This window comes from Streptomyces sp. NPDC089919, assembly GCF_040684615.1.
Taxonomy (GTDB): domain Bacteria; phylum Actinomycetota; class Actinomycetes; order Streptomycetales; family Streptomycetaceae; genus Streptomyces.
Genome location: NZ_JBFBGK010000048.1, coordinates 21,300 through 43,391 on the forward strand (window position 1 = coordinate 21,300; position 22,092 = coordinate 43,391).

Consider the following 22,092-nt stretch of genomic DNA (forward strand, 5'->3'; position numbering starts at 1 on the left):
TTCACCGGCCCGACACGGGCCGGCCGGCGCGGCGGACCGACGGGCCCAGGATCTCCTCGACGCGGACCGCCGCCGCTTCGAGGAGCGGCGGGCCGAACAGGCACAGCGTGCCTTCCCAGGGGTGGCCGAAGCTGCCGGTCCGGAAGTCCTCGGTGAGGTAGGCGTAGTAGTCGCCGTCGGGGTACACGCTCAGCGGCCAGCGCGGCCGGCCGGGGGTCCCGGCGAGGTGGGGCGCGAAGCGGAAGGATTCGTGCTGCCAGTCGAGCGCCAGCAGCGTGTCCCCGGGCGCGACGCAGTCGCGCAGCGCCTGCCGGACCACCTCGACGAGCCGGTCGAGCCGCTTGTCGCCCGGGTCGTCGTCCAGGGCGGCCAGGCTCCAGGTGAGCGAGGCCTCGGGTTCCTCGATGCCGGGCCACTGCGTCGCGTACACGCTCGGGCGGAAGGCGAACTCCGCGGAGAACCGGTCCCACACGCGGTGGTACTCCGCCTCCCCGAGCGCGGCCACGGGTTCGTTCATCACCCGCGCAGCCTACCGACCGGCCGTCCTGCGACCGCGGACGCGCCGCCCCGCACCGGCCGGTCGGGGATCCGTCCCGGCCGCACGGCCTCAGTGCAGGGTCCAGACGAACTTGCCTCCTCCCACCCAGGTGATCTCGTCCAGGTCGTCGAGGTCGTGGACCGTGATCCCCGCGTCGGCGGCCAGCAGCAGGAGGTCCGTCATGGACGTCGCCTTGCCGATGTACTCGCCGTCGAGCTCCACGATGCGGAACGGCGGCTGGCCCGGCTGGACGCCGAGGACGGTGATCCGGGCGCGGGAGAGGTGGGGTGCTGATCCTTCGGTCATGCGCGAACGCTTCCACGCCGCGGGGGGTGGAGGGCCGGCGACACGCACCCCGCGCAACAGACAGACAGGCCCTGCGCGGGGCGCGGCACCAAGATCATCGCAGATGGTCCGTACCTTTGACCAGCCCCGCGGGCCCGCACCGCCCGCCGTCAGGCCTGCAGCCACACCGCGGTGTCCGGGGGCAGCGTCCCGTCGGCCGCCGTCGGACCGCTGGCCAGCAGTACCCGGCTGTGCGCGGGCAGCGCCACCGCCGCGTCCGAGAGGTTGACCACGCAGCTCACCCCATGGGTGCGCCGGAAGGCCAGCACCCCCTCGGCGGCCGGCAGCCACGTCATCGGGCCGTCGCCGAAGCCCGGCTCGCAGCGGCGCACCAGCAGCGCCTCCCGGTACAGGGCGAGCATCGAGCCGGGGTCGGTGCTCTGGGCGTCGACGGCGTACGAGGACCAGCCCTCGGGCTGCGGCAGCCACGGCCCGGCTCCGGCACCGAAGCCGCACCAGGGCTCCGCCGCCTGCCAGGGCAGCGGGACCCGGCAGCCGTCCCGGCCGGGGTCGGTGCCGCCGGAGCGGAAGTGCATCGGGTCCTGGATCCGGTCCAGCGGTACCTCCGCCTCGGGCAGGCCCAGCTCCTCGCCCTGGTAGACGTAGACGGAGCCGGGCAGCGCCAGGGTGAGCAGGGCCGCCGCGCGGGCCCGCCGGGTGCCGAGGGCGAGGTCGGTAGGGGTGCCGAACTCCTTGGCCGCGAAGTCGAAGCCGGTGTCCGCGCGGCCGTAGCGGGTCACGGTACGGGTCACGTCGTGGTTGCACAGCACCCAGGTGGCCGGGGCGCCGACCGGGGCCAGCTCCGCGAGGGTGTCCTCGACGGCCCGGCGCAGCCGGTCCGCCTCCCAGGGGCAGGCCAGGAAGGCGAAGTTGAAGGCGGTGTGCAGCTCGTCGGGCCGCAGGTAGCGGGCGAACCGCTCGGCGTCCGGCAGCCAGACCTCGCCGACGAAGACCCCGCCGTACGCGTCGGCCACCGCCCGCCAGCCGCGGTAGACCTCGTGGATGCCGTCCTGGTCGATGTAGGGGTGCGGGTCGACGCCCTCCCGGAAGTCGGCCAGGGCCGGGTCCTTGACGAGCAGGGCCGCGGAGTCGACGCGGATGCCGGCCACCCCCCGCTCGAACCAGAAGCGCAGCACGTCCTCGTGCTCCCGGCGGACCTCCGGGTGCTCCCAGTTGAGGTCCGGCTGCTCGGGGGTGAACAGGTGCAGGTACCACTCGCCGTCCGGCACCCGGGTCCAGGTGCTGCCGGCGAACTGCGAGGGCCAGTCGTTGGGCGGCAGTTCGCCCCGCTCGCCCCGGCCGGGCCGGAAGTGGAAGCGCTCCCGCTCCGGGCTGCCGGGGCCGGCCGCCAGCGCGGCCCGGAACCACGGGTGCCGGTCGGAGACGTGGTTGGGCACGATGTCGACGATCACCCGGATGCCCAGCGCGGCGGCCTCGGCGATCAGCTTCTCCGCCTCGTCCAGGGTGCCGAAGACCGGGTCGACGGCCCGGTAGTCGGCCACGTCGTAGCCGCCGTCCACCATCGGGGAGGCGTACCAGGGCGTGAACCACAGCGCGTCCACGCCGAGTTCGGCGAGGTAGGGCAGTCTGGCCCGGACGCCGGCCAGGTCGCCGGTGCCGTCGCCGTCACCGTCGGCGAAGCTGCGGGGGTACACCTGGTAGATGACGGCGTCGCGCCACCAGGTGTCGGTGCGGGGCGGTCGAGGGGCTGCCACGTGAGGGTCCTTTCGGGCAGGAGGAAGTGCTTCGCCGCCGCCCCGCGGGCGGCGGGGCGGGTGGAGGACGGGGCGGCGGCGAAGGTGCGGGAGGCGGCGGGACGGGCGGTCAGCCCTTGAGGCCGCCGGCGGTCAGACCGCTCATGATGTTGCGCTGGAAGACCAGGAAGATCAGCAGCGTCGGCAGCGCCGCGATGGTCAGCGCGGCGATCAGGACGTTCACCGGGACGCCGTTGGAGAGCGAGTAGATGCCGACGTTCAGGGTCTGCTTGGCCGGGTCGGGCAAGGTGAGCATCGGCCAGAGGAAGTCCTTCCAGACCCCGACCACGGCGAAGATCGACACCACGCCCAGGATGGGCCGGGAGACCGGCAGCACGATCGACCACAGGATGCGCAGCGGGCCGGCGCCGTCCATGGCGGCGGCGTCGAGGAGTTCCCCGGGTATGGAGTCGAAGAACCGCTTGAGCAGGAAGATGTTGAAGGCGTTGGTGACGGACGGCAGCCAGATCGCCCAGGGGGTGTTCAGCAGGTTGCGCTGCACGAGCGGTACGTCCAGCACGGTCAGGTACTGCGGTACGACCAGCACGGTCGCCGGGATCATGAGGGTCGCCAGCATCATGCCGAGGACCGCCTTGCCGAGGACCGGGCGCAGCCTGGAGAGCGAGTAGGCGGCGGCCACGTCCAGGACCAGCTGGAAGGCGAGCGCGCCGAAGGCGTAGAAGAGGGTGTTGAGCAGCAGGTGGGAGAGGTCCATGACCTCCCAGGCCCGGCTGTAGTTCCCGGGTGTGAAGGAGCCGGGCACCAGGCTCGGCGGGGTGCGGACCACCTCCTGGGCGTCCTTGAACCCGCTGGAGAGCAGCCAGTACAGGGGCCCGAGGAAGACCAGGGTGAAGCCGCCGGTGACCAGCGCGAAGACGGTCCGGTACAGGGCCTTGCCGCGGCGGGTGGCCAGGGCGGCCGGCGAGATGAGCGTGCGTGTGGACATGGTGTCTCCCCCGGTCCTACTGGTCCTCGGCGCGGCTGAGCTTGACGTACAGGGCCGAGAACCCGGCCAGCAGCACGAGCAGGAGCAGGCCGAGGGCGGCCGCGGCGCCGTAGTCGTTGAAGTTGAAGGCGTACTGGTAGATGAGGTAGACGACGGTGGTGGTCGAGCCCTCGGGGCCGGCGCCGCCGGTGAGCAGGAAGGGCTCCACGAAGACCTGCATGGTCGCGACCACCTGCATGAGCAGCATCAGCGAGAGCACCAGGCGGGTCTGCGGGATGGTGACGTGCCAGATCTTGCGCAGCAGTCCGGCCCCGTCCAGCTCGGCCGCCTCGTAGAGCTCGCCCGGGATGCCCTGGAGGGCGGCCAGGTAGATGAGGGCCGCGCCGCCCATGTTCATCCAGGTGGCGGCGAGGACGACGGAGAGCATGGAGAGGTCCGGGTCCTGGAGCCACTGCTGCTCGGGCAGGTGCAGGAGGCGGAACAGGTCGTTCAGGAGCCCGTACCCCGGGTCGTAGAGGTACTTGAAGAGCAGCACGGAGGCGACCGGCGGGAGCATCACCGGCAGGTAGACCAGCAGCCGCAGGTATCCCTGGCCGCGCCGGAACTCGTTGATGACCACGGCGGCGACGAACGGCACGACGAAGCCGAAGACCAGGGCGAGCACGGTGAACAGCGCGGTGTTGCGCCAGGCCTGCCAGAAGGCCGGGTCGTTCACGACGGTGCGCAGGTTGTCCAGGCCCACCCAGCTGGTGCGGCCGTCCTCGGTGCGCTGGAAGGCCAGCAGGAACTCCCTGACCATCGGGTACCAGGAGAACACCGCGAAGCAGACGACCGCGCCGAGGAGGAACCCCTGGGCGGTGAGCTGGCGCCGCAGGCGCATGCCGAACATCGTTTCTCCTCAGGTGCGGGTGGTGCCGGGCACGGGGCGACGGGCCCGGCACGTGGGGCGGGGGGGTGCCCGGCGGGGGCGGCGGTCAGGGAGCCGCGCCCGCCGGGCACCGGTCACCGGGTGGCGAGGACCTGGTCGACCTGCGCCTCGGCCGTGGACAGCAGCTTGTCGAGGTCGGCGTGCTCGTTGGTGAGCACCGCGGACATGACGTTGTCGAGGACCTTGTAGATCTCCTGGGCCTTCGGCGGCTCTGCCTTGCCGGGGACCGGGTTGTCCATGAAGGTCTTGAAGTTGGCGACCGGCATGGTGGCGTTCTGGGTCCGGGCGGCGTCGTCCTGCTGCTTGGAGGCGCCCAGCCAGAAGTTGGGCTGCGGGACGCCGACGGGCAGGCCGTCGGCCTTGGTGCGGGACCACTGGAACTGGCCCTTGCCGACGGAGAGGTTCTTGAAGTTCAGCCAGGCGATCGCGGCCTTGATCTTGTCCGGCGAAATACCGTTCTTGATCATGTAGTTGTTGCCGCCGGCCAGGGTGTTGCGCCCGCCGGGGATCGGACCCATGCCGAAGTTCTCGTACTGCGCGCCCAGTTGCTGGACCATGTACGCGATGTCGTCGGGGGCGGCGAGGAACATGCCGAGCTTGTCGGTGGCGATCTGCTTCTGCAGGTCGCCCCACTTGAGCAGTTGGGTCTTGCCCATGCTGTCGTCCTGCCAGCGCATGGCGTGCAGGTTCGCCAGGACCTGGTGGCCGACCGTGTCGTTGAAGGCGGCCTTCTTGCCGGTGCCGTCGACCACGTCGCCGCCCAGGCTGTAGGCCGCCGCCGTGAAGTGCCAGCCGCCGGTGTTGCCGGCGCTGTACTCGCCGTAGCCCGCGATGCCCTTGCCCAGTCCGGCGATCTTCTTGGCGGCGGCGCGCACCTCCTCCCAGGTGCGCGGCGGGGCGTCGGGGTCGAGCCCGGCCTGCTTGAAGAGCTTGCGGTTGACCAGCAGGCCCATCGTGTAGTTGCTGGTGGGCAGGCCGTACAGCTTGCCGTCGCTCTTGAGGGAGCCCAGGACGCCCGGGTCGATGTCCTTCAGCAGCGGGACCGTCCTGTCGTTGACGTAGGCGGTGATGTCCGCGGCGCCGGCGTTGTCGAGGACCTGCGGCAGGTCGGTGAAGTACGTGTAGAAGACGTCCGGTTGGGACTTGGCCTTGAGCATCGCGGTGAACCGCGGCGGCTCCAGGCACTGGCCGGGGGTGGAGCGGCCCTCGATCGTGACGTTCGGGTAGAGCTTGTTGAAGGCGGTCACGTCCTCCTTCCACTCCTTGAGCTCGGCCGCCTTGGCCGCCGGGGGCATGCAGTCGATGGTGATGCTCACCTTGGTCTTCGGGTCGAGCGGGGCGGCCGGGTCGGAGTTGCCGCCGGCCGGGGATCCACCGCCGTTGTCGTCGCTGCTGCTGGTGCCACAGGCGGCGAGCGCGGTCAGCGTCAGGGCCGAGGCGAGGGCGACCGCGCTGGCGCGGCGGGAACGGCGGAACCGGGCACTTCTCATGGGTGATCCCCTTCGGGCATGAACGGAGCGGTCGCCCCCGGCACAGATGCATCGCGGGGTGCGTCGTGGTGGGGTGCGGCACACTCAACCACCGCCGACAAGCGAACGCAAGATGTCGTCTCGATTTCGCAATTCTCTGACAACTGCTGGTCAGAGGGCATTTCAGGACCCTCCGGAAGGAGGGCAGCACGAGGCCCGCCCCGGGCACTCCCGGGGCGGACCTCGTGCCGGACGGGGTTACGGGTTGACGTTGAGCCGGAACGTACTGGTGGTGTTGCGGATGTTCTCCGCGTTGCCGCTCATCCGCAGGCCGTTGATGGTGGCCTCGCCGACGGCCGGGCCCTGACCGGGCTCGGGCAGCTCGTTGACCCAGATGCCCATGCCGGACTTGGCGTCCCAGGCGTCACCGCTGCGGCGGGCCCCGGTGATGGAGATGTCGGTGAAGACCGTGTCCTTGACCGGGAACTCCGGCTGCGAGCCGGTGTACTTGGTCTGGAACATGATCCCGCTGTAGGTGGGATCGACGATGTCCACGTGGTTCACCCGGATCCCCTGGAACACCTTCGAGGCGGAGAAGATCCAGATGCCGGGGAAGGTCTGGTTGCCCCAGAAGTGCCCGCCGGCCCGCACGATCGAGATGTTCTCGAAGGTCGTGGGGTCGGTCCCGAAGCCGTTCATCGGGTAGCCGAAGTCCAGCGAGGAGATGGTGATCCCCGAGTAGACCAGGGTGTCGGCGATGTAGATGTTGCGGAAGGTGTTGTTGAAGCCTCCGTAGACGGCGATGCCCGCGGCCCGCCAGGTCAGGGTGCTGGTCAGGTTCTCGTAGACGTTGTTCTTCTCGTCCGCGCCGCCGGCGTCGATCGCCGAGAACAGCGCGAAGCTGTCGTCACCGGTCGCCCGGGCGTCGTTGTTGGCCACCAGGTTGTCCGTGGATCCGTTGGTCATGTTGACGCCGTCGGCGAAGGTGTCGCGGATCCGGGAGTTCTTGATGGTCATCCGGTCGGTGTTGGCGCCCCAGTACAGGCAGACCATGTGCTCGGCCCAGACGTCGTCGATCACCATGTCCGCGACGTTGGAGAAGTCGAACACCTTGCCCGGACCGTCGATCCGGGTGACGTAGTTCCCGAAGTACGCGAACCCCTTGAACACCGAGCCGTTCGCCGTGGCCTCCGCCCGGAAGCCGACGTCGGTGTTGTCCTGCGTCGAGGGCGCGTGGAACCGGGTGTACCAGGGTCCGGCGCCGATCACCTGCACCTTCTTGCCGTAGACCTGGAACTTGCTCGAGGTCTCGTACTCCCCCGGCGGCAGGTAGACGCCGACCAGCTTGCCGGCCGGGTCCATCCGGACCTTGTCCAGGGCGTTCTGCACGTCCTGGTGGCTGAAGCCGGCGGGCGTGGTGAAGGTCGCCGGGTCCGGGTTGCCCACCGGCGCGACCTGCTCGAGGTTGACGAAGTCGATCGCGTAGGAGGCGGCGGTGTTGGCGGCGTCCTTCTGGAGCCGGATCCGGCTGCCGGCCGGGACCGTCCGGTCGAACATCAGCTGCGTCTCGTCGTAGACGTGCCGCTGCTGGCCCGGTACGGGGGCGTTGCCCGGCCCGGTCTCCGACCCGTACAGCCACGCGTACTTCGAGGTCAGCGGCATCGCCTTGGTCAGCACGCCGTTGACGTACACGTCGAGGGTGGAGTCGATGCCGCCGCCGCCCGGGGCGTCCGGGATCGAGAAGCGGGTCACCAGGGTGTTGGTGTCGGCCCGGGTGGTGAACTCGACGTACTCGCCGTTGGCGTCCAGGGTGACGGCCTTGCGCCCGGAGGCCTCGCCACCGAGCGTGCCCACCTCCCGGCTCGGGCCGACCACGGCCGCGCCGCCGCCGGCGGCCGCGTCCTCCGCCTCGTACATCTCGTACGGCATGTGCGCGCCGCGTCCGATGAACAGCGCCTGGGTGGCGGTGTTGTTGGCCCGCTTGACCGGCAGTTCGTTGGCGTCGTCGGCGAGCACCGTCCGGACCGTGTACGAGCCGTTGGCCGCGGTCCACGGACCGAGGGACAGCTCGGCGGAGGCACCGGCGGCGAGGGCGCCGCTGTGGCTGCCGGTCAGCGTCTTGACGGTGGCGCCCTTGTCGTCGAGCAGGGTCAGGGTCACGTCCTGGCTGCCCGTGCTGGCCACGGTCCCCTGGTTCTTGACGGCCACCTTGAAGGTGACCGCCTGCCCGGCGGACGGGCTGGAGGGCGAGGTGGTCACCGCGGTGGCCACCAGGTCCGAGCTGGCCACCGGCTTGACCACCAGCGCGGCCGGGCTGGTGTAGGTGTTGTCGGTCTCGTTCTGCTCGATGACCGTGCCGGCCTCGTCGGCCAACGCGCTCAGCTCGTACGAGCCGGCCTCGCGCGCCCCGAGGGGGACGGTGACCTGGGTCTCGGCGCCGGGGGCGAGCGCGCCGACGCCCTTGGTGGCGACCTCGGTGCCGCCCAGCCGCACGGCGAGGCTGCTGGCCGCGGCGGCGACCGGGCCGGCGTTGCGCACGGTGGCCGTGACCTGGATCTGGTCCGACTCCACGGGCGCGGCCGGGGAGACGGTGAGTCCGGTGACCGTGAGGTCCGGGTTGGGCGCCGGGGTGCCGATGACCTGGAACTCGGCGAGCTGGCCGGCGGTGGCGCCGGTGTTGGACGTGAACTTGAGCTGCACGTCCGCCACCCGGGCGGTCAGCGGCACGGTGACGGTGTTGCCGCCGGCCGGGTCGAAGGTGTAGCTCTTCGCCGGGACCAGTCCGGTGAAGCCGGTGGCGTCCTGCTCGCGGCCCAGCACCTCGACGGTCTGGGTCCTGGTCGACCAGCCGGCGTCCGGGTTGAGCTTGAGCACCAGCCGGTCGAGGTCGGCGTTGGCGCCCAGCTTGACGGTGAGCGTGCCGGGGTAGGCGCCGGCCGCGCCCTCCCAGTAGGTGGCCAGGCTGTTGTCGTTGGCGTTCTCGGCCAGGTACGTGAAGACCGTGGACGAGGCGCTGATCGGCTTGCCGACCGCCAGGTTGGAGCCGGTCCCGCCGGTGCCGTTGCGGGTGACGGCGTTGCTGTCGGCCGACTGGTTGCCCGCCGCGTCCTTGGCCCGGACCCGGTAGGTGACGGTGCTGCTCACCGGCTGGGTGTCGGTGTACGCGGTGACGTTGCCGGCCACGCTGGTGCGCAGCACGTTGTTGGCGTACACGTCGTAGCCGGTGACGCCGACGTTGTCGGTGGCGGCCGTCCAGGTCAGCTTCACCTGGCCGGCGGTGGGCTCGGTGTAGGCCAGGTTCGCCGGGGCGGTGGGGGCCTGGGTGTCGCCGGTGTCGCCGGTGCGGGTCACGGTGTTGCTGTCGCCCGACTGGTTGCCGGCCGCGTCCCGGGCCCGGACGAAGTACCGCACGGTCTGGCCGGCCGGCCGGTTGTCCGTGTAGGCGGTGGTGCCGGCGCCGACGCTGGTGAGCAGCGCGCCGTTGGCGTACAGGTCGTAGGCGGTGACGCCCACGTTGTCGGTGGCGGCGTTCCAGGTGAGCCGGATCTGGCCGGCGGCGGGCTCGGTGAGGGCGAGGCCGGAGGGGGCGCTGGGGGCGGTGGTGTCCCCGGTGGCCGGGCCGTAGACCTCGAGCTCGGATATCTGGGCGGCGGGCCAGCCGGTGTTGGCGGTGACCAGGACCCGCACGTACCGGGTGGTGACGGCGTCGAAGGAGATGGTCGCGGTGCGGTCGTCGGTCGCGTCGAAGGCGTACGCCCGGGCCGCCGTCAGGTCGGTGAAGGCGGTGCCGTCGGTGCTGCCCTGGATCTTCAGGGTCTGGCTGCGGGCGTCCCAGCCGGCCGGCAGGCGCAGCAGGACGCGGTCGACGCGGACGGAGGAACCGAGGTCGGCCTGGAGCCACTGCGGGAAGGCGTTGTTGGCGCTCTCCCAGTAGCTGGTGCGGTTGCCGTCGTTGGCCTGGGCAGGGGTGTAGTTCTGAGTGGAGCTGCTGGCGGTCAGGGTCCGGCCGGCGGCCAGGTTCACGGAGGCGTCGGCGGCGCCGTGCACCTCCAGCTCGGAGAGCTGGGCGGCCGGCCAGCCGCTGTTGGCGGTGATGTCCACCCGCACGTACCGCGTCTGCGCGGCCGGGAAGGAGACGGTGACGGTGTTCCCGGCGCCGGGGGTGAAGGCGTAGGAGGCGGCGGCCTTCAGGGTACTGAAGTGCGTGCCGTCGGTGCTGCCCTGGAGGGAGAGGGTCTGGTTGCGGCTCTCCCAGCCCGCCGGGAGCTTGAGCACGACCTCGTCGACCGCGGTGGCGGTGCCGAGGTCGGCCTGGACCCACTGGGGCAGGCTGGAGCCGGCGCTCTGCCAGTAGGTGCCCTGGTTGCCGTCGGTGATGTTGCCCGCGCCGTACTCGGCGAGCGCGCTGCTCGCCGCGGCGCTGTCGCCCAGGGCGAGGTTCGGTCCGCCGGCCGCACGGGCGGTCAGCAGGGGACCGCCCAGTGCCAGGAGACACGTCGCGATCAGGGCGCTCAGGCACCGTGATCGCCGGGTGGGGGTTGTCATCTCTTCTCTGTCCTCGCTTCTCGGCCTCACGCCTCGGGCCTCGTACCGGGCGGCGGTACGAGGTGACGGGAGGCGGATCAGGTGAGCTCGTCCAACATTCGGCTGTCTGTTATCCAGACTTTGCGTGGAACGCTCAGAGAGTTGCAGAGGATTGGAGCATCGTCTACTGATGTGACCAGATTGCTTGCGGAGAGACAGCTCGGCAATTGCGCCGTGACGAACCGGAAATGACGACGGCACCGGCCCCATGAGGGGCCGGTGCCGGTGGAAAGGGGGTGGAAGCGGGTCAGCGGGCGGGCGGCGGCGCCGTGGAACCGCGGACCACGAGCTCGGGCTCGAAGAGCAGTTCGCCGGTGTGCGACTGGCGGCCCTGGATCTGGGCGCTGAGCAGCTCGACGGCGGCCCGGCCCATGGCCTCGATGGGCTGGCGGACCGTGGAGAGCGGCGGCTCGGTGCAGGTCATGAAGGCGGAGTCGTCGAAGCCGACGACCGAGACGTCCTGCGGCACCGACAGGCCGCGGCGGCGGGCCGCCCGGATCGCGCCGAGGGCCAGCGGGTCGCTGGCGCAGACGATCCCGGTGACCCCCCGGTCCAGCAGTTGTGCGGCCGCGGCCTGGCCGCCCTCGAGCGAGAAGATCGACCGGACGACGGACTCCTCGGGCAGCGGCGTGCCGGCCGCGCGGGCCGCGACCTGGGCGGCCTCCAGCTTGCGCCGGGAGGGGACGTGGTCGCCGGGGCCCAGCACCAGCCCGATCTTCTCGTGGCCCAGTGAGGCCAGGTGGCGCCAGGCCTGCTCGACCGCGACCGCGTCGTCGCAGGCCACGCACGGGAAGTCGAGGCCTTCGATTGAGGCGTTGATCAGGACGACCGGGATGTTGCGCTCGGCCAGCCGGTGGTAGTGCTCGTGCGGGGCGTCGGCCTGCGCGAACAGGCCGCCGGCGAAGACCACTCCGGAGACCTGCTGCTGGAGCAGCAGGTCCACGTAGTCCGCCTCCGAGACCCCGCCCTTGGTCTGGGTGCACAGCACGGGGGTGAGTCCCTGCTGGGCGAGAGCGCCGCCGATCACCTCGGCGAAGGCGGGGAAGATCGGGTTCTGCAGCTCCGGCAGTACCAGCCCGACGAGCCGGGCGCGCTCGCCGCGCAGCTGGGTGGGCCGCTCGTAACCGAGCACGTCCAGGGCAGTGAGCACCGACTGGCGGGTCGCGTCCGAGACACCCGGTTTGCCGTTGAGCACCCGGCTGACCGTCGCCTCGCTGACCCCCACCTTCTTCGCCACCTGAGCAAGTCGTCGCGTCATGTACGCAACAGTAGCGCAAGAAACGCAAGCCAGTTGCGGTCCAGCGCAATCAATCCGCTCCCCGCCGGGGTCACTCGGGCCGTTGCGCCGGTACCGGCCCCAGCCCCGGCCAGCGGTCCCGCGCCGCCCGGCCCATGGCCCCGGCCAGCACGCTCAGCCCGCCGAGCCCGGGGTGGCCCGCCGCCATCCGGCCGACCACACCGAGCCGGTGGGCGAGCCGCTGCCGGGCGGTGGCCGTGCCCCAGCTCCAGTCCTCCGCCGCCAGCCGCGCCAGGTGGTCCCTACCGTCCCGGAGCGCGCGCGGGACCAGCGCGTCGCCGCGCAGCAGCCAGCCGGCGCAGGCGTCGACCAGCCCGTCGGCGACCGCCGAGCCGGTGAGCTGCCGCCATTCCCGGCGGTACGCCTCCTCGGCGCGGGCCAGCAGGTGCCCCGCCGGCGCCGTCACCCACGCGCAGGTGGGGAAGCCGACGCGGAGGTAGGCGAGTTCGGTGAGCCCGCTGCCCAGCGAGGCCTGCTCGAAGTCCACGAACCGGATGCCCGCGGGGGTGTGCAGGTCGTTGCCGGGGCACGGGTCGCCGTGCAGCAGGGCCTGTCCGGGGGCCCGGCCCAACCGGTCGAGCAGGTCGTGCAGTTCGCCGGGGACTCCGGCGGTGACGGGGACGCCGAGGGAGTCGGCGAGCTGGAGGAAGGAGTCGGCGTCGGAGCGGTCCGGCCCCTGCCACCGGGGCAGCAACCCCTCGTCGGCGGGTCCCGTGGTGGCGTGCAGGTGGGCCAGTGCGGCGGCGTACCCGACGATCCAGCCTTCGGGCGGGCTGCGGTGTTCCAGGTGCTCCAGTACCAGCACGCGCTCGGCGGGGTCGACGGCGAGCAGGGCGGGCACCACCGGGGTCTCGGCCCGGGCCGCGAGCCGCAGGGCGCTCACCTCGCGGGCGTAGCGCTCCTCGGCGCCCGGTCCCTCGACGAGCTGTTTCAACACAGCTGTCCCGGTGGGGAGTTCGATGCGCCAGACCCGTGAGCGGGGGCTGCTGCCCAGTTTCTCGGACCGACCTGGCCGCCCCAGGGCAGCCCTCAACTCCGCACCGAACGGCGGTCGTAGGATCATGGCCGCATCCTGCCAGTGCGCCGGGGCGGGCCGCCGGGATTATTGCGGGGCGGCGGGGCCGGGGCCCGCGACGATGGCGGTGAGGGCCGCGATGTGGCGGCGGTAGGCGTCCCGGCCGGCCGTGGTGATGCGGTACCAGGTGGCGGCACCCCGGCCCCGGCCGGTCTTGTTGATCTTGACGTAGCCGGCGGCTTCGAGGGCGGTCATCTGCTTGGACAGGTCCGAGTCGCTGATACCGAGGTGGTCGCGGAGGAAACCGAAGTCCACCTGGTCGCTGTGGGCGAGCACGGACATGGCCGCCAGCCGCTTGGGGGCGTGGATGACCGGGTCGAGGTCGGCGAGGCTCACGCCGGGCCCCCGACCCGGACCCGGGTGCGGGCCGCGGCGCGCTCGTAGGCCTTCTCGTAGGCGTACAGACCGCCGGCGACGCCCGCGAACGCCACCGGGGCGGCGACCACCGCGCCGGCGAGGTAGCCCAGCGCGGCCACGAGGAGCAGGAGGACCACGGCGCCGAGCACGAAGGCGCGGATGGCGGGCTTGAACTCGGCCGGGGCGGTGGAGATCTTGGGCCAGGCGCTGCGGACCTTGCGGTACCAGGTCGCGAAGGCCGTATTCAGCGCTATCAGGCCGACCAGGGCCGCGGCGCGGGCGGGCCCGTGCAGCTCCATGACGGTCAGCACCAGACCGGCGGCCCAGGCTCCGGCGGCGGGGTAGTACCAGTCGGGCGTGCGGGGGTAGCTGGTCCAGGGGGCGGTGGCGCCACGCTCGGCCATGGCCAGGGCTTCCTGCGGGGTGAAGTCGTTTTCCATACCGGAAAGCTATCCGATTACTTTCCACTTCCGCAAGTAGAAAGTGATCGGCGGTCCATGCTGCCTTCCGACGGGCTCCCGACCGAGGTGCGGCCCGGGGCCGGGCGGCCTAGCCTGAAAGGTGGCTGCCGGCGCCGGGTTGCGCGCCCACCGCGCTCCGGCGCGAGGGAAGGAAGCAGACCATGGCCCTGGATCCGCACACCGGCAGGTCGCTCCGCGGCCTGGCCGCCGCCGCGCTCGCCGCGAGCGCCCTGCTGGCCGCACCCGGCTCCGCCCTGGCCGCGGCTCCGGCCCAACCACCCGACCGGGCACCCCTGGTGAGCACCGCGCCGGCCGCGCCCTCCTACGGACAGCTGGCCCTGGACACCCTCGACGAGGTCGTCCAGGGCGACTTCGCCGCGGTCTCGGGACGGTTCGCGGAACCCCTGCGGCAACAGGCCACCGCAGACGTGCTCCAGCAGTCCTGGACCACGTACCAACAGGAGTTCGGCGACTACCAGTCGCACGGCGACCCCGCCGAGACCCGGACCACCGCGGGCACGGTGGTGGACATCCCGCTCGTGATGGCGAAGCAACCGGGCGACTTCCGGGTCACCTTCGACCCCGACGGGAAGCTCCTGGGCCTGTACTTCCTGCGCCCGGGCGTACCGGTCTCCTGACGCGCGCCCACCGGAGGCCTTCCGTCGGACCGGCCCTGATGCGGGAGGATGGGGTCCGACCGGTGGCGGAAGTGCGGACTCGTCCGGAGGCGTGAGGCGTGATGGAGACGGCTACCTTCGACAGCAACTGCCTGGCGGAGACCGAGGCGTTCCTGTCGGCGGCGTACACCCCCATGAAGATCGGGGGCAGACCCGAGGACTCCCGGGCCCGGATCGCCCGCCGGACCGCCGGCCCCCTGATCGTGGACCGGCTGGACTTCGGCTACACCATGGCCTACGACGCCGACTGCCTGAACCGCGTCTGCCTGATCACCCTGCACGACGGGACCTTCGCCGACACGACCGACGGCCGCGAGGAGTTCTACGGGCCGGGCGAGACCTTCCTGCTGGCCCCGCACGACCGGCCGTACCGCGGTGAGGTGCGCGCCGCGCGCTACACGATCACCATGTTCGACCCGGGTCTGCTCGGGGAGGTCGCCGGCGACCGCTTCCGGGGGCCGGTGGAGCTGACCGGGCAGCGGCCCGTCAGCCGCGAGGCCAACCGCGCGCTCGGCGCCGCCGTCGTCTACGTGCGCGACCAGGTCGTCCCGCACGCCGACGCCGGCCCGGGCAGCCTGCTGGTGGACACCGCCGCCCGCCATCTGGCCGCCGCCACCCTCGCCGCCCTGCCCCACGCAGCGGCCGGGGAGGCACCCGGCCGGCTCGACGGCCGGGACGCCGGCAGCGACACGCTGCGGCGGGCGATCGCCTACATCGAGTCCCACGCCCACCTCGACATCGGCCTGGCCGACATCGCCGCCGCGGTCCCGGTCACCCCGCGCGCGGTGCAGTACGCCTTCCGCCGGCAGCTCGACAGCACCCCGCTGGAGTACCTGCGCAGGGTCCGACTGGCCGGCGCCCACGCGGAGTTGCGCCGCGCGGACCCGGCCACGAGCACGGTCACCACGATCGCGGCCCGATGGGGATTCGCCCATCCGGGCCGCTTCTCGGCCGCCTACCGCCGGCAGTACGGCTGCCCGCCCTCCGCGACCCTGCACCGCTGACCCCGGCCGGGACCGGGACGGTCACCGCTCAGTCGGACGGCGGGTACTCGCCGCCCGGATCGAGGGCCGTCAGGACGAAGGCGTGGCCCGCCGGGTCGGCCATCCGCCGTACCCGGTGCGGGCCGTCCTCGGCGCCGGTCTCCAGCGGGCGGGCCCCCAGGGAGACCGCCTCCCGCTCGGCCTCGTCGAGGTCGGCGGCGGCCACCAGGATGCGCAGGTGGGCCTGTTGGGAGTCCTCCGGCCGGGGCCAGCTGGGTGGCGCGTAGCCGTGGTCGCGGCGGCAGGTGAGCCGGGTGCCGGACCGGCCGACGACCTCCACGTCGTCCGGTGTCGGGCCGGGCCGTACCTCCGCGTCGAGGAGTTCGGCGTAGAACCGCGCCAGGGTCTCGGGTTCGGCGCAGTCCAGGGCGAGTTCGGGAGTCTTCGCTACCGTCATGACCCCCGTCTACCCGCAGTGTCCGGCTGCACACGGGGTGCGCCCCGGCCGGGGCGCACCCCGTGCCGTCACCGGTAGCGGTAGAGGATCCGGCCGCGGGTGAGGTCGTACGGACTCAGCTCCACCAGCACCCGGTCCTCCGGGAGGATGCGGATGTGGTGCCGGCGGATCTTCCCGCTGATGTGCGCGAGCACGTGGTGCCCGTTGGGGAGTTCCACCCGGAAGGTGGCGTTGCGCAGGCACTCGGTGACGGTGCCCTCGAATTCGAGGCCGTTCGCTGTTTTGGGCAAGGTGTGTCGCTTCTCATTCTGTCGAAGGGTGCAGCGTCGGATGGTGCGGTGTCGGATGCTGCGGTGTCGGGTGGTGCAGGGTCTCGGGCCGGCGGGAGCCGGACCGGGGTCAGGGGCGGACCAGTTCCAGGTAGCCGCCGGTGCGCCGGGCGCCGCAGCCCTCGAAGAGGGCGGCGGCCGGGCCGTTGGCGGCGTCCACCTCGGCCCAGGCCGAGCCGGTGCCGGCCCGGTGCAGGGCGCCGAGCGCGTGGCCCAGCAGGGCCCGCCCGATGCCGAGGCGCCGCTGGTCGGCCCGGACGGCGATGAGGCCGATCCGGGCCCTGCTGCGGACCGGGACGACCCGGACCAGTCCCGCGTACCGGCCGTCGTGGACGGCCACGGTGTACTTCGCCGGGTCCCCCAGCGTGTCGCCGACGGGCAGCGGGACGACCTCGGCCGGCATGGTCTGCCAGCCGGCGGCCGCGTCGACCTCGGCGCGGACGGCCCGGTCCAGCTCCCGCAGCAGGTCCGGATCGGCCTCGGCGCCGGGCAGGAACGCCACCCCCGGGGGCGGGGGTACGGCGTCCAGGCCGGTGGCGGCCGGGTCGGTGGGCACGGTGTACTCGCCCTCGCGGCGGCCGGGGGTGAAGCCGGCCCGCTCCCAGCGCAGGGCGAGGGCGTGGTCGTCCTCACGGACCAGGGTGTGCAGCGGGGCCGGCAGCTCCGCCAGCATGGCGGCGGCCAGCGGCTCGAAGGCCGCGTCCTGCCACACGTCGATGCTGATGAAGCGGCGCCCGTCGGTGCGGTGCGAGAGGTCGCCCTGGCCGACGACGAGGTCGTCCGCCACGGCCTCCCAGCAGGTGTCCGCCGGGCGGGTGATCGTGAAGGTGTTCATGGCTGTCGCCTTTCGGAAGTGCCTGTTGAGGCGCTCCCGACGACACCCTGAGTCAGTCGCACACCGTGAGGAAAGGAGGGAGCACCCACCTGGATACAGCGTTCACGGGTCCCACCTCCTCACGTCCTGTCACGGTGCTCCGGACGCTACCAGGACTCCGCGCGCCGTCCCACCCATTTATCCGCCGGGCCGCTCAGTACCGGTCGCGGGTCTCGTCGACCACCGGGAGCGCGGCCGTCCGGCGGCGGCGCAGCACGCTGGCGTAGACGCCGAGCCCGAGCAGTCCGGCGGCCATCATGATCAGGCCCACCACGTCCAGGTTGACGCCCTGCATGTGCCAGTCGCTCGCGAAGGTGAGGACGGCCCCCACCACGATCAGGGCGATACAACCGCCGATGCCGGTCATGGGTGTTGCCTCCTCGTCGGACGATGTCGCTGTGTCCGCGCGGCTACCCGGCCGGCTCCGGGCGAAACGGCCCGGAGGGCGAATCGCCTTACGAGGCGGGGATGTTGTGCTCCGCGAGCGGGGCGCCGGAGGCGGCGCCCGTCAGGGGCGAGGCGAGGTAGGCCAACAGGCCGGCGATCTCCAGCCCGGCCTCGGCCGGGTGGCGGAAGCGCGCGCCGGGGGCGATCTCGTAGCGGTTGCGGCGGCCGTCCCGGGTGCGGGTGAGGTAGCCGTCCGTCTCCAGGTCCGTGACGATCGCCTGCACCGTGCGCTCGGTCAGGTCGCAGGCCACCGCGATGTCGCGCAGCCGCACCCCCGGGTCGCGGGCGATCGTGACCAGGACCCTCGCGTGGTTCGTCAGGAAGGTCCATCTGTTGCGTCGGGAACTCGTGTGCTCAGTGTCCACCGCACCATTCTTGAGTGCGGACTCGCGAAACACAAATCCCGAACTGCATTTCCGGTATCACTTGACGTGTGTCCCTCCGGCAGGCAGGGTCAGAGGGCAAGCGGAAGCACGCCTCCGAATGACCGGGGGCGTTCCGCACGTCCGAAGCGATCCAGCAGCGCGCCGCAAGCATCCGTGCCCAGGGAGCGAGACAATGACTTTCACGGCCCCGACCGAGACCACCGATCAGGCCACGATCCAGGCCGCGACCGAGGCGGCCCCGTACGCGGTGGCCCCGGCCCCGGCGAGCAGCATCCTGCCCGGGCTGCCCGACGTACCCTGCCCGCGGGAACTGGCGCCGCACGACGCCCGCCAGCTGACCCGCGTCTTCTTCGAGCGGCTGCACAGCCTCGAAGAGGGCACCCGCGAGTACCAGTACGTCCGCAACACCCTCATCGAGATGAACATCTCGCTGGTGAACTTCGCCGCCCGGCCCTTCCGGGACCGTCCGGGCGGTCCGGAGAACCAGGACATCATCCAGGTCGGCACCATCGGTCTCATCAAGGCGATCGACCGGTACGACCCGGACCGCAACACCCAGTTCACCACCCTCGCCCTGCCGTACATCACCGGCGAGATCAAGCGGCACTTCCGGGACACCACCTGGGCGGTCCGGGTGCCGCGCCGCCTCCAGGAACTCCGCGTGGAGCTGGCCAAGTCCACCGAGGCGCTGACCTCGGTCCTGGGCCACGCCCCCTCCCCCGCCGAGCTGGCCGACCACCTCGGCATCACCGAGGACGAGGCCCGCCAGGGCCTGGTGGCCGCCAACGGCTACTCCGCCCAGTCCATCGACGCCCCGCACGACAGCGCCTCGGCCGGCTCCCCGAGCCCCGGTGCGGGCAACGCCCACAGCCTCTCCGAGGTGCTGGGCGACATCGACCCGGCCCTGGAGGCCGTCGAGGACCGGCACGCCCTGGCCCCGCTGCTCGCCGAGCTCGACGAGCGCTCGCAGCTGATCCTGCGGCTGCGCTTCGGCCAGGAGATGACCCAGGCGGAGATCGGCGCCGAGATCGGCCTGTCCCAGATGCACGTCTCGCGCATCCTCTCCCGCACCCTGCGTGACCTGCGGGCCCAGCTCCTCCGCGAGGACTGAGCGCCTGCTCGACACCTGCCTCGCACGCGCACCGGGCGGTCGCCATGACCGCCCGGTGCTGCGTGATCACCCTCGGTGTGCCGTCACGGCCCGTCCGGATGCGGTCCCAGCGGCCCCGTTCCCGACCCACCTCGAGGAGTCATGAACAGCCTTCTGCGACTGCTGGCCGTCGTCGGCGGATCCCTCCTGCTGACCGCGGCGGCCGGCGCCCTGGTCGACCTGCTGATGCGACGCGTGGACGACCGCCACCCCGAGACCCCCCTGTGGCACATGCTGCGCCGCTGCCGGCTGCCCTTCCGGCTCCTGCTGCTGACCGCGCTGCTGCGCGGCTCGTACCGGCAGATCGGCTGGCGGCCGCTGGAGGAGCACCAGGCCGCCGCCGGCCAGGCCCTCACCCTGGTGACCGTCGGCGCCAGCGCGTGGTTCGTGGTGCGCCTCGCCTCCGCCGTGGTCGAGTCCTCCTACGCCCGCTACGCCACCGGCACCCGCGACCCCTCCCGGGTCCGCCGCGTCCGCACCCAGGTCACGCTCATCATGAGGATCGTCACAGCCGTCGTGGCGGTGGTGGCCGCGGCCGTGATGCTCCTCACCTTCCCCGACTTCCGGGCCGTCGGCACCTCGATGCTGGCCTCGGCGGGCATCATCGGCATCGTCGCGGGCGTCGCCGCCCAGTCCACCCTCGGCAACCTCTTCGCCGGCTTCCAGATCGCCTTCGGCGACATGGTCCGGATCGGCGACACCGTCGTGGTCGACGGCGAGTGGGGCGTGGTCGAGGAGGTCACCCTGACCTTCCTCGCGGTCCGCACCTGGGACGAGCGCCGCATCACCATGCCGGTCTCCTACTTCACCGGCAAGCCCTTCGAGAACTGGTCCCGCGGCGGGATCCAGATGACCGGCACCGTCTTCCTGCACTGCGACCACCGGGCCCCCGTGCCGCTGATCCGCGAGCAGCTCAAGCAGGTCCTCGACGGCTGCGAGGCCTGGGACGGCCGCGGCTGGAGCCTCGCGGTCACCGACACCACCCCCCACACCGTCGTCCTGCGGGCCGTGGTCACCGCCAAGGACCCCGACGACCTGTGGACCGTCCGCTGCGACGTGCGCGAGCGGCTGGTGGGCTGGCTCGCCGAGAAGCACCCGTACGCCCTGCCGCGGGTGGCCACCTCCCCCGCGGTCGCCGGACCGCAGGAAGCCTGACCCCGCGCCCCGGGTAGGCCGCGCCGGCGGTGCGGCCTACCCGGGGCCGCCGTGCCCGCCGGTGCTCCCCGGCGGGCGGAAGCAGGCGGTGATCGCCTTCCCGCCGTGCCAGGCGTGCACGTCCCAGCTGTCGGCCAGCGCCGCGACGATGCCCAGCCCGCGCCCCGAGGTCGCCATCCGGTCGGCCTCCCGGGGCATCGGCAGCCGCGGGTCGGCGTCCGCCACGCTGACGTGCAGGCAGCCGCCGTCCCAGGTGAGCACCAGCTGCGCCGTGCTCGCGGCGTGCAGGTGCGCATTGGTCACCAGCTCGGAGACGGTCAGCAGCACCGAGTGCACGGTGTCCGGCGCCTGCCGGGTCCAGGGCAGCGCCGACAGGTGCCAGGAGGTCCACTCGCGGGCCGCCCGCGCACCCTTGCGCACCGGGAACGACCGCGCCCAGCCCACCGCTTGCAGCTTCAACTTCCTCACCTGGCCCTTCGCCTGACGTCCGCGCAGATCCGTACGGATCCGTGCTGTCCGCGCGTACCCGCACCGGGCACCGGCATGCCGGGGCGCGCTCCCGCCCCCGTCCACGAACGGAGGGGTTTTGGAACAGACATCGGGGTCAGACGAGGGACAGAGCGGCGAAGGACCCGCCAACGCATCGAGGGGAGAGGGCACATGGCGAACCTGACACGGCTGCCCGGCCGGGCGGAACACCACTGGACGTGGCAGGAGCGGGCCGCGTGCCGCAATCTCGGCACGGACCGGTTCTTCCATCCGGCCGGCGAGCGCGGCGAGGACCGCACGGACCGCGAGGAGGCGGCCAAGGAGGTCTGCGCGCTGTGCCCGGTCCAGGTGGAGTGCCTGCGCCACGCGCTGCGCACCCAGGAACCGTACGGCGTGTGGGGCGGACTGACCGAGGCGGAACGCCGTGCCCTGTACACGCGCGTCGCGAGCTGAGCCCCGGCACCGACGGCGCGCTCGCAGAGAGGCCTCGGCCTGGCGGGCCTTCCTGCGCCGGACGGTCCGCGAGTTCGCGGACGACGAACTGCCCGATCGCGCTGCCGCATTGACCTACTACGGCGTACTGGGCCTGTTCCCGGCCCTGCTAGTCCTCGTCTCCCTGCTGGGCCTCACGGGCGGGGGCGCCGCCGGCAGCCTCCTGGACGACCTGCCGCAGCTCGTCCCCGCCTCGGCGCGGGACGTCGTCCAGAGCGCCCTGGACCAGCTCCGGGCGAGCAGCGGCACCGGTTCGGTCCTGGCCGTCGCCGGCCTGCTGGTGGCGCTGTGGTCCGCCTCGGGGTACGTCGGGGCCTTCATCCGGTCCGCGAACGCCGTCTACGACCTGACGGAGGAGCGGCCGTTCTGGCGGCTCACCCGGCTCCGGCTGGTGCTGACCCTGGTCCTGATGGCGCTGGCCGGCACCGGGGCGGTGATCGTGGTGTTCACCGGCACGCTGGCCCGCCGAGCCGGGGCGGCCCTGGGGGCCGGGGACACGGCCGTGACGGTCTGGTCGATCGCCAAGTGGCCCGTCCTGGCCCTGCTGGTGACCTTCATGACCGCCCTGCTGTACTGGGCCGCGCCGGACGCCGGCGACCGGGCCTTCAAATGGGTCACCCCCGGCAGCCTGCTCGCCCTGCTGATCTGGCTGGCCGCCTCGGCCGGCTTCGCCGTGTACGCGGCGCACTTCGGCTCGTACAACAAGACCTACGGCACCCTCGCCGGGGTGATCGTCTTCCTGGTCTGGCTGTGGATCACGAACCTGGCGATCCTGCTCGGGCTGGAACTGGACGCCGAACGCGAACGCGCGGCCCGCCGGTACGCGACACAGCCGGACGCCGACCGCGACCCGCCGGGGCACGACCTGAGCCCGGACCCGGCCGCCCCCGCCGCCGGCG

Annotated in this window: 22 protein-coding genes and 1 pseudogene; 6 read left to right on the plus strand and 17 right to left on the minus strand. The window is 72.3% G+C overall.

What is annotated here, in order from left to right; all coding sequences use genetic code 11:
- Nucleotide 1 precedes the first annotated feature (1 nt).
- The 11 genes from AB0O40_RS20205 to AB0O40_RS20255 form a co-directional block, all read right to left on the minus strand.
- Entirely contained in the window at nt 2-517 is a 516-nt protein-coding gene (locus AB0O40_RS20205; RefSeq protein WP_365043270.1) for a DUF2716 domain-containing protein, read from the minus strand.
- A gap of 90 nt (nt 518-607) precedes the next feature.
- On the minus strand, nt 608-844 hold the full coding sequence (locus AB0O40_RS20210; RefSeq protein ID WP_365043171.1) for a hypothetical protein: 237 nt from the start codon (nt 842-844) through the stop codon (nt 608-610).
- A gap of 149 nt (nt 845-993) precedes the next feature.
- Nucleotides 994-2,598, minus strand: coding sequence for a glycoside hydrolase family 13 protein (locus AB0O40_RS20215; RefSeq protein ID WP_365043173.1), 1,605 nt, complete (start codon nt 2,596-2,598; stop codon nt 994-996).
- 109 nt (nt 2,599-2,707) lie between these two features.
- Nucleotides 2,708-3,583, minus strand: a complete 876-nt coding sequence (locus AB0O40_RS20220) for a carbohydrate ABC transporter permease (RefSeq protein WP_365043176.1) — start codon at nt 3,581-3,583, stop codon at nt 2,708-2,710.
- Nucleotides 3,584-3,599: 16 nt separating this feature from the next.
- Nucleotides 3,600-4,472, minus strand: a complete 873-nt coding sequence (locus AB0O40_RS20225; protein ID WP_365043179.1) for a sugar ABC transporter permease — start codon at nt 4,470-4,472, stop codon at nt 3,600-3,602.
- A 113-nt stretch (nt 4,473-4,585) separates the two neighbouring features.
- Nucleotides 4,586-6,001, minus strand: coding sequence for an extracellular solute-binding protein (locus AB0O40_RS20230; protein WP_365043182.1), 1,416 nt, complete (start codon nt 5,999-6,001; stop codon nt 4,586-4,588).
- A 237-nt stretch (nt 6,002-6,238) separates the two neighbouring features.
- Entirely contained in the window at nt 6,239-10,525 is a 4,287-nt protein-coding gene (locus tag AB0O40_RS20235) for a discoidin domain-containing protein (protein WP_365043185.1), read from the minus strand.
- A gap of 286 nt (nt 10,526-10,811) precedes the next feature.
- Complete coding sequence (locus tag AB0O40_RS20240) at nt 10,812-11,822, minus strand: LacI family DNA-binding transcriptional regulator (RefSeq protein ID WP_365043188.1); 1,011 nt, start codon at nt 11,820-11,822, stop codon at nt 10,812-10,814.
- Nucleotides 11,823-11,892: 70 nt separating this feature from the next.
- A complete protein-coding gene (locus AB0O40_RS20245) occupies nt 11,893-12,924 on the minus strand; it encodes an aminoglycoside phosphotransferase family protein (protein WP_365043191.1) in 1,032 nt (343 codons plus the stop codon).
- 39 nt (nt 12,925-12,963) lie between these two features.
- Nucleotides 12,964-13,272, minus strand: a complete 309-nt coding sequence (locus AB0O40_RS20250; protein WP_365043194.1) for a transcriptional regulator — start codon at nt 13,270-13,272, stop codon at nt 12,964-12,966.
- Complete coding sequence (locus AB0O40_RS20255) at nt 13,269-13,733, minus strand: hypothetical protein (protein WP_365043197.1); 465 nt, start codon at nt 13,731-13,733, stop codon at nt 13,269-13,271. Before AB0O40_RS20255 ends, AB0O40_RS20250 begins: the two co-directional genes overlap by 4 nt.
- A 182-nt stretch (nt 13,734-13,915) precedes the next feature.
- Between AB0O40_RS20255 and AB0O40_RS20260 the strand changes: the two genes are divergently transcribed.
- A complete protein-coding gene (locus AB0O40_RS20260) occupies nt 13,916-14,392 on the plus strand; it encodes a DUF3887 domain-containing protein (RefSeq protein WP_365043200.1) in 477 nt (158 codons plus the stop codon).
- A gap of 101 nt (nt 14,393-14,493) precedes the next feature.
- Complete coding sequence (locus tag AB0O40_RS20265; protein ID WP_365043273.1) at nt 14,494-15,435, plus strand: AraC family transcriptional regulator; 942 nt, start codon at nt 14,494-14,496, stop codon at nt 15,433-15,435.
- A 28-nt stretch (nt 15,436-15,463) separates the two neighbouring features.
- Here AB0O40_RS20265 and AB0O40_RS20270 read toward each other — a convergent pair whose 3' ends face one another.
- The 5 genes from AB0O40_RS20270 to AB0O40_RS20290 all read right to left on the minus strand — a co-directional run bounded on the left by AB0O40_RS20270 (nt 15,464) and on the right by AB0O40_RS20290 (nt 17,886).
- Nucleotides 15,464-15,871, minus strand: a complete 408-nt coding sequence (locus AB0O40_RS20270; protein ID WP_365043203.1) for a VOC family protein — start codon at nt 15,869-15,871, stop codon at nt 15,464-15,466.
- Between the two features lie 68 nt (nt 15,872-15,939).
- Nucleotides 15,940-16,161, minus strand: a complete 222-nt coding sequence (gene infA, locus AB0O40_RS20275; RefSeq protein ID WP_365043206.1) for a translation initiation factor IF-1 — start codon at nt 16,159-16,161, stop codon at nt 15,940-15,942.
- A 109-nt stretch (nt 16,162-16,270) separates the two neighbouring features.
- Nucleotides 16,271-17,035 (minus strand): GNAT family N-acetyltransferase, encoded by a 765-nt coding sequence (locus AB0O40_RS20280; protein ID WP_365043209.1) that lies wholly within the window; start codon nt 17,033-17,035, stop codon nt 16,271-16,273.
- A gap of 193 nt (nt 17,036-17,228) precedes the next feature.
- Nucleotides 17,229-17,441, minus strand: coding sequence for a hypothetical protein (locus AB0O40_RS20285; RefSeq protein WP_365043212.1), 213 nt, complete (start codon nt 17,439-17,441; stop codon nt 17,229-17,231).
- Between the two features lie 88 nt (nt 17,442-17,529).
- On the minus strand, nt 17,530-17,886 hold the full coding sequence (locus tag AB0O40_RS20290; RefSeq protein WP_365043215.1) for a helix-turn-helix domain-containing protein: 357 nt from the start codon (nt 17,884-17,886) through the stop codon (nt 17,530-17,532).
- Between the two features lie 193 nt (nt 17,887-18,079).
- Here AB0O40_RS20290 and AB0O40_RS20295 point away from each other — a divergent pair, with 193 nt between their 5' ends.
- Together AB0O40_RS20295 and AB0O40_RS20300 are read left to right on the plus strand one after the other, a co-directional pair.
- On the plus strand, nt 18,080-19,018 hold the full coding sequence (locus tag AB0O40_RS20295) for a SigB/SigF/SigG family RNA polymerase sigma factor (protein WP_365043218.1): 939 nt from the start codon (nt 18,080-18,082) through the stop codon (nt 19,016-19,018).
- A gap of 141 nt (nt 19,019-19,159) precedes the next feature.
- On the plus strand, nt 19,160-20,212 hold the full coding sequence (locus AB0O40_RS20300; protein ID WP_365043221.1) for a mechanosensitive ion channel domain-containing protein: 1,053 nt from the start codon (nt 19,160-19,162) through the stop codon (nt 20,210-20,212).
- A 36-nt stretch (nt 20,213-20,248) separates the two neighbouring features.
- Here the strand turns inward: AB0O40_RS20300 and AB0O40_RS20305 are convergent, their stop codons facing one another.
- Complete coding sequence (locus AB0O40_RS20305) at nt 20,249-20,680, minus strand: ATP-binding protein (protein WP_365043224.1); 432 nt, start codon at nt 20,678-20,680, stop codon at nt 20,249-20,251.
- Between the two features lie 192 nt (nt 20,681-20,872).
- On the opposite strand from AB0O40_RS20305, the gene AB0O40_RS20310 reads away from it, so the two are divergent.
- Complete coding sequence (locus tag AB0O40_RS20310; protein ID WP_365043227.1) at nt 20,873-21,154, plus strand: WhiB family transcriptional regulator; 282 nt, start codon at nt 20,873-20,875, stop codon at nt 21,152-21,154.
- Nucleotides 21,155-21,206: 52 nt separating this feature from the next.
- Nucleotides 21,207-21,992, plus strand: a pseudogene (locus tag AB0O40_RS20315) (YihY/virulence factor BrkB family protein); the annotation flags it as partial.
- Between the last annotated feature and the right edge of the window lie 100 nt (nt 21,993-22,092).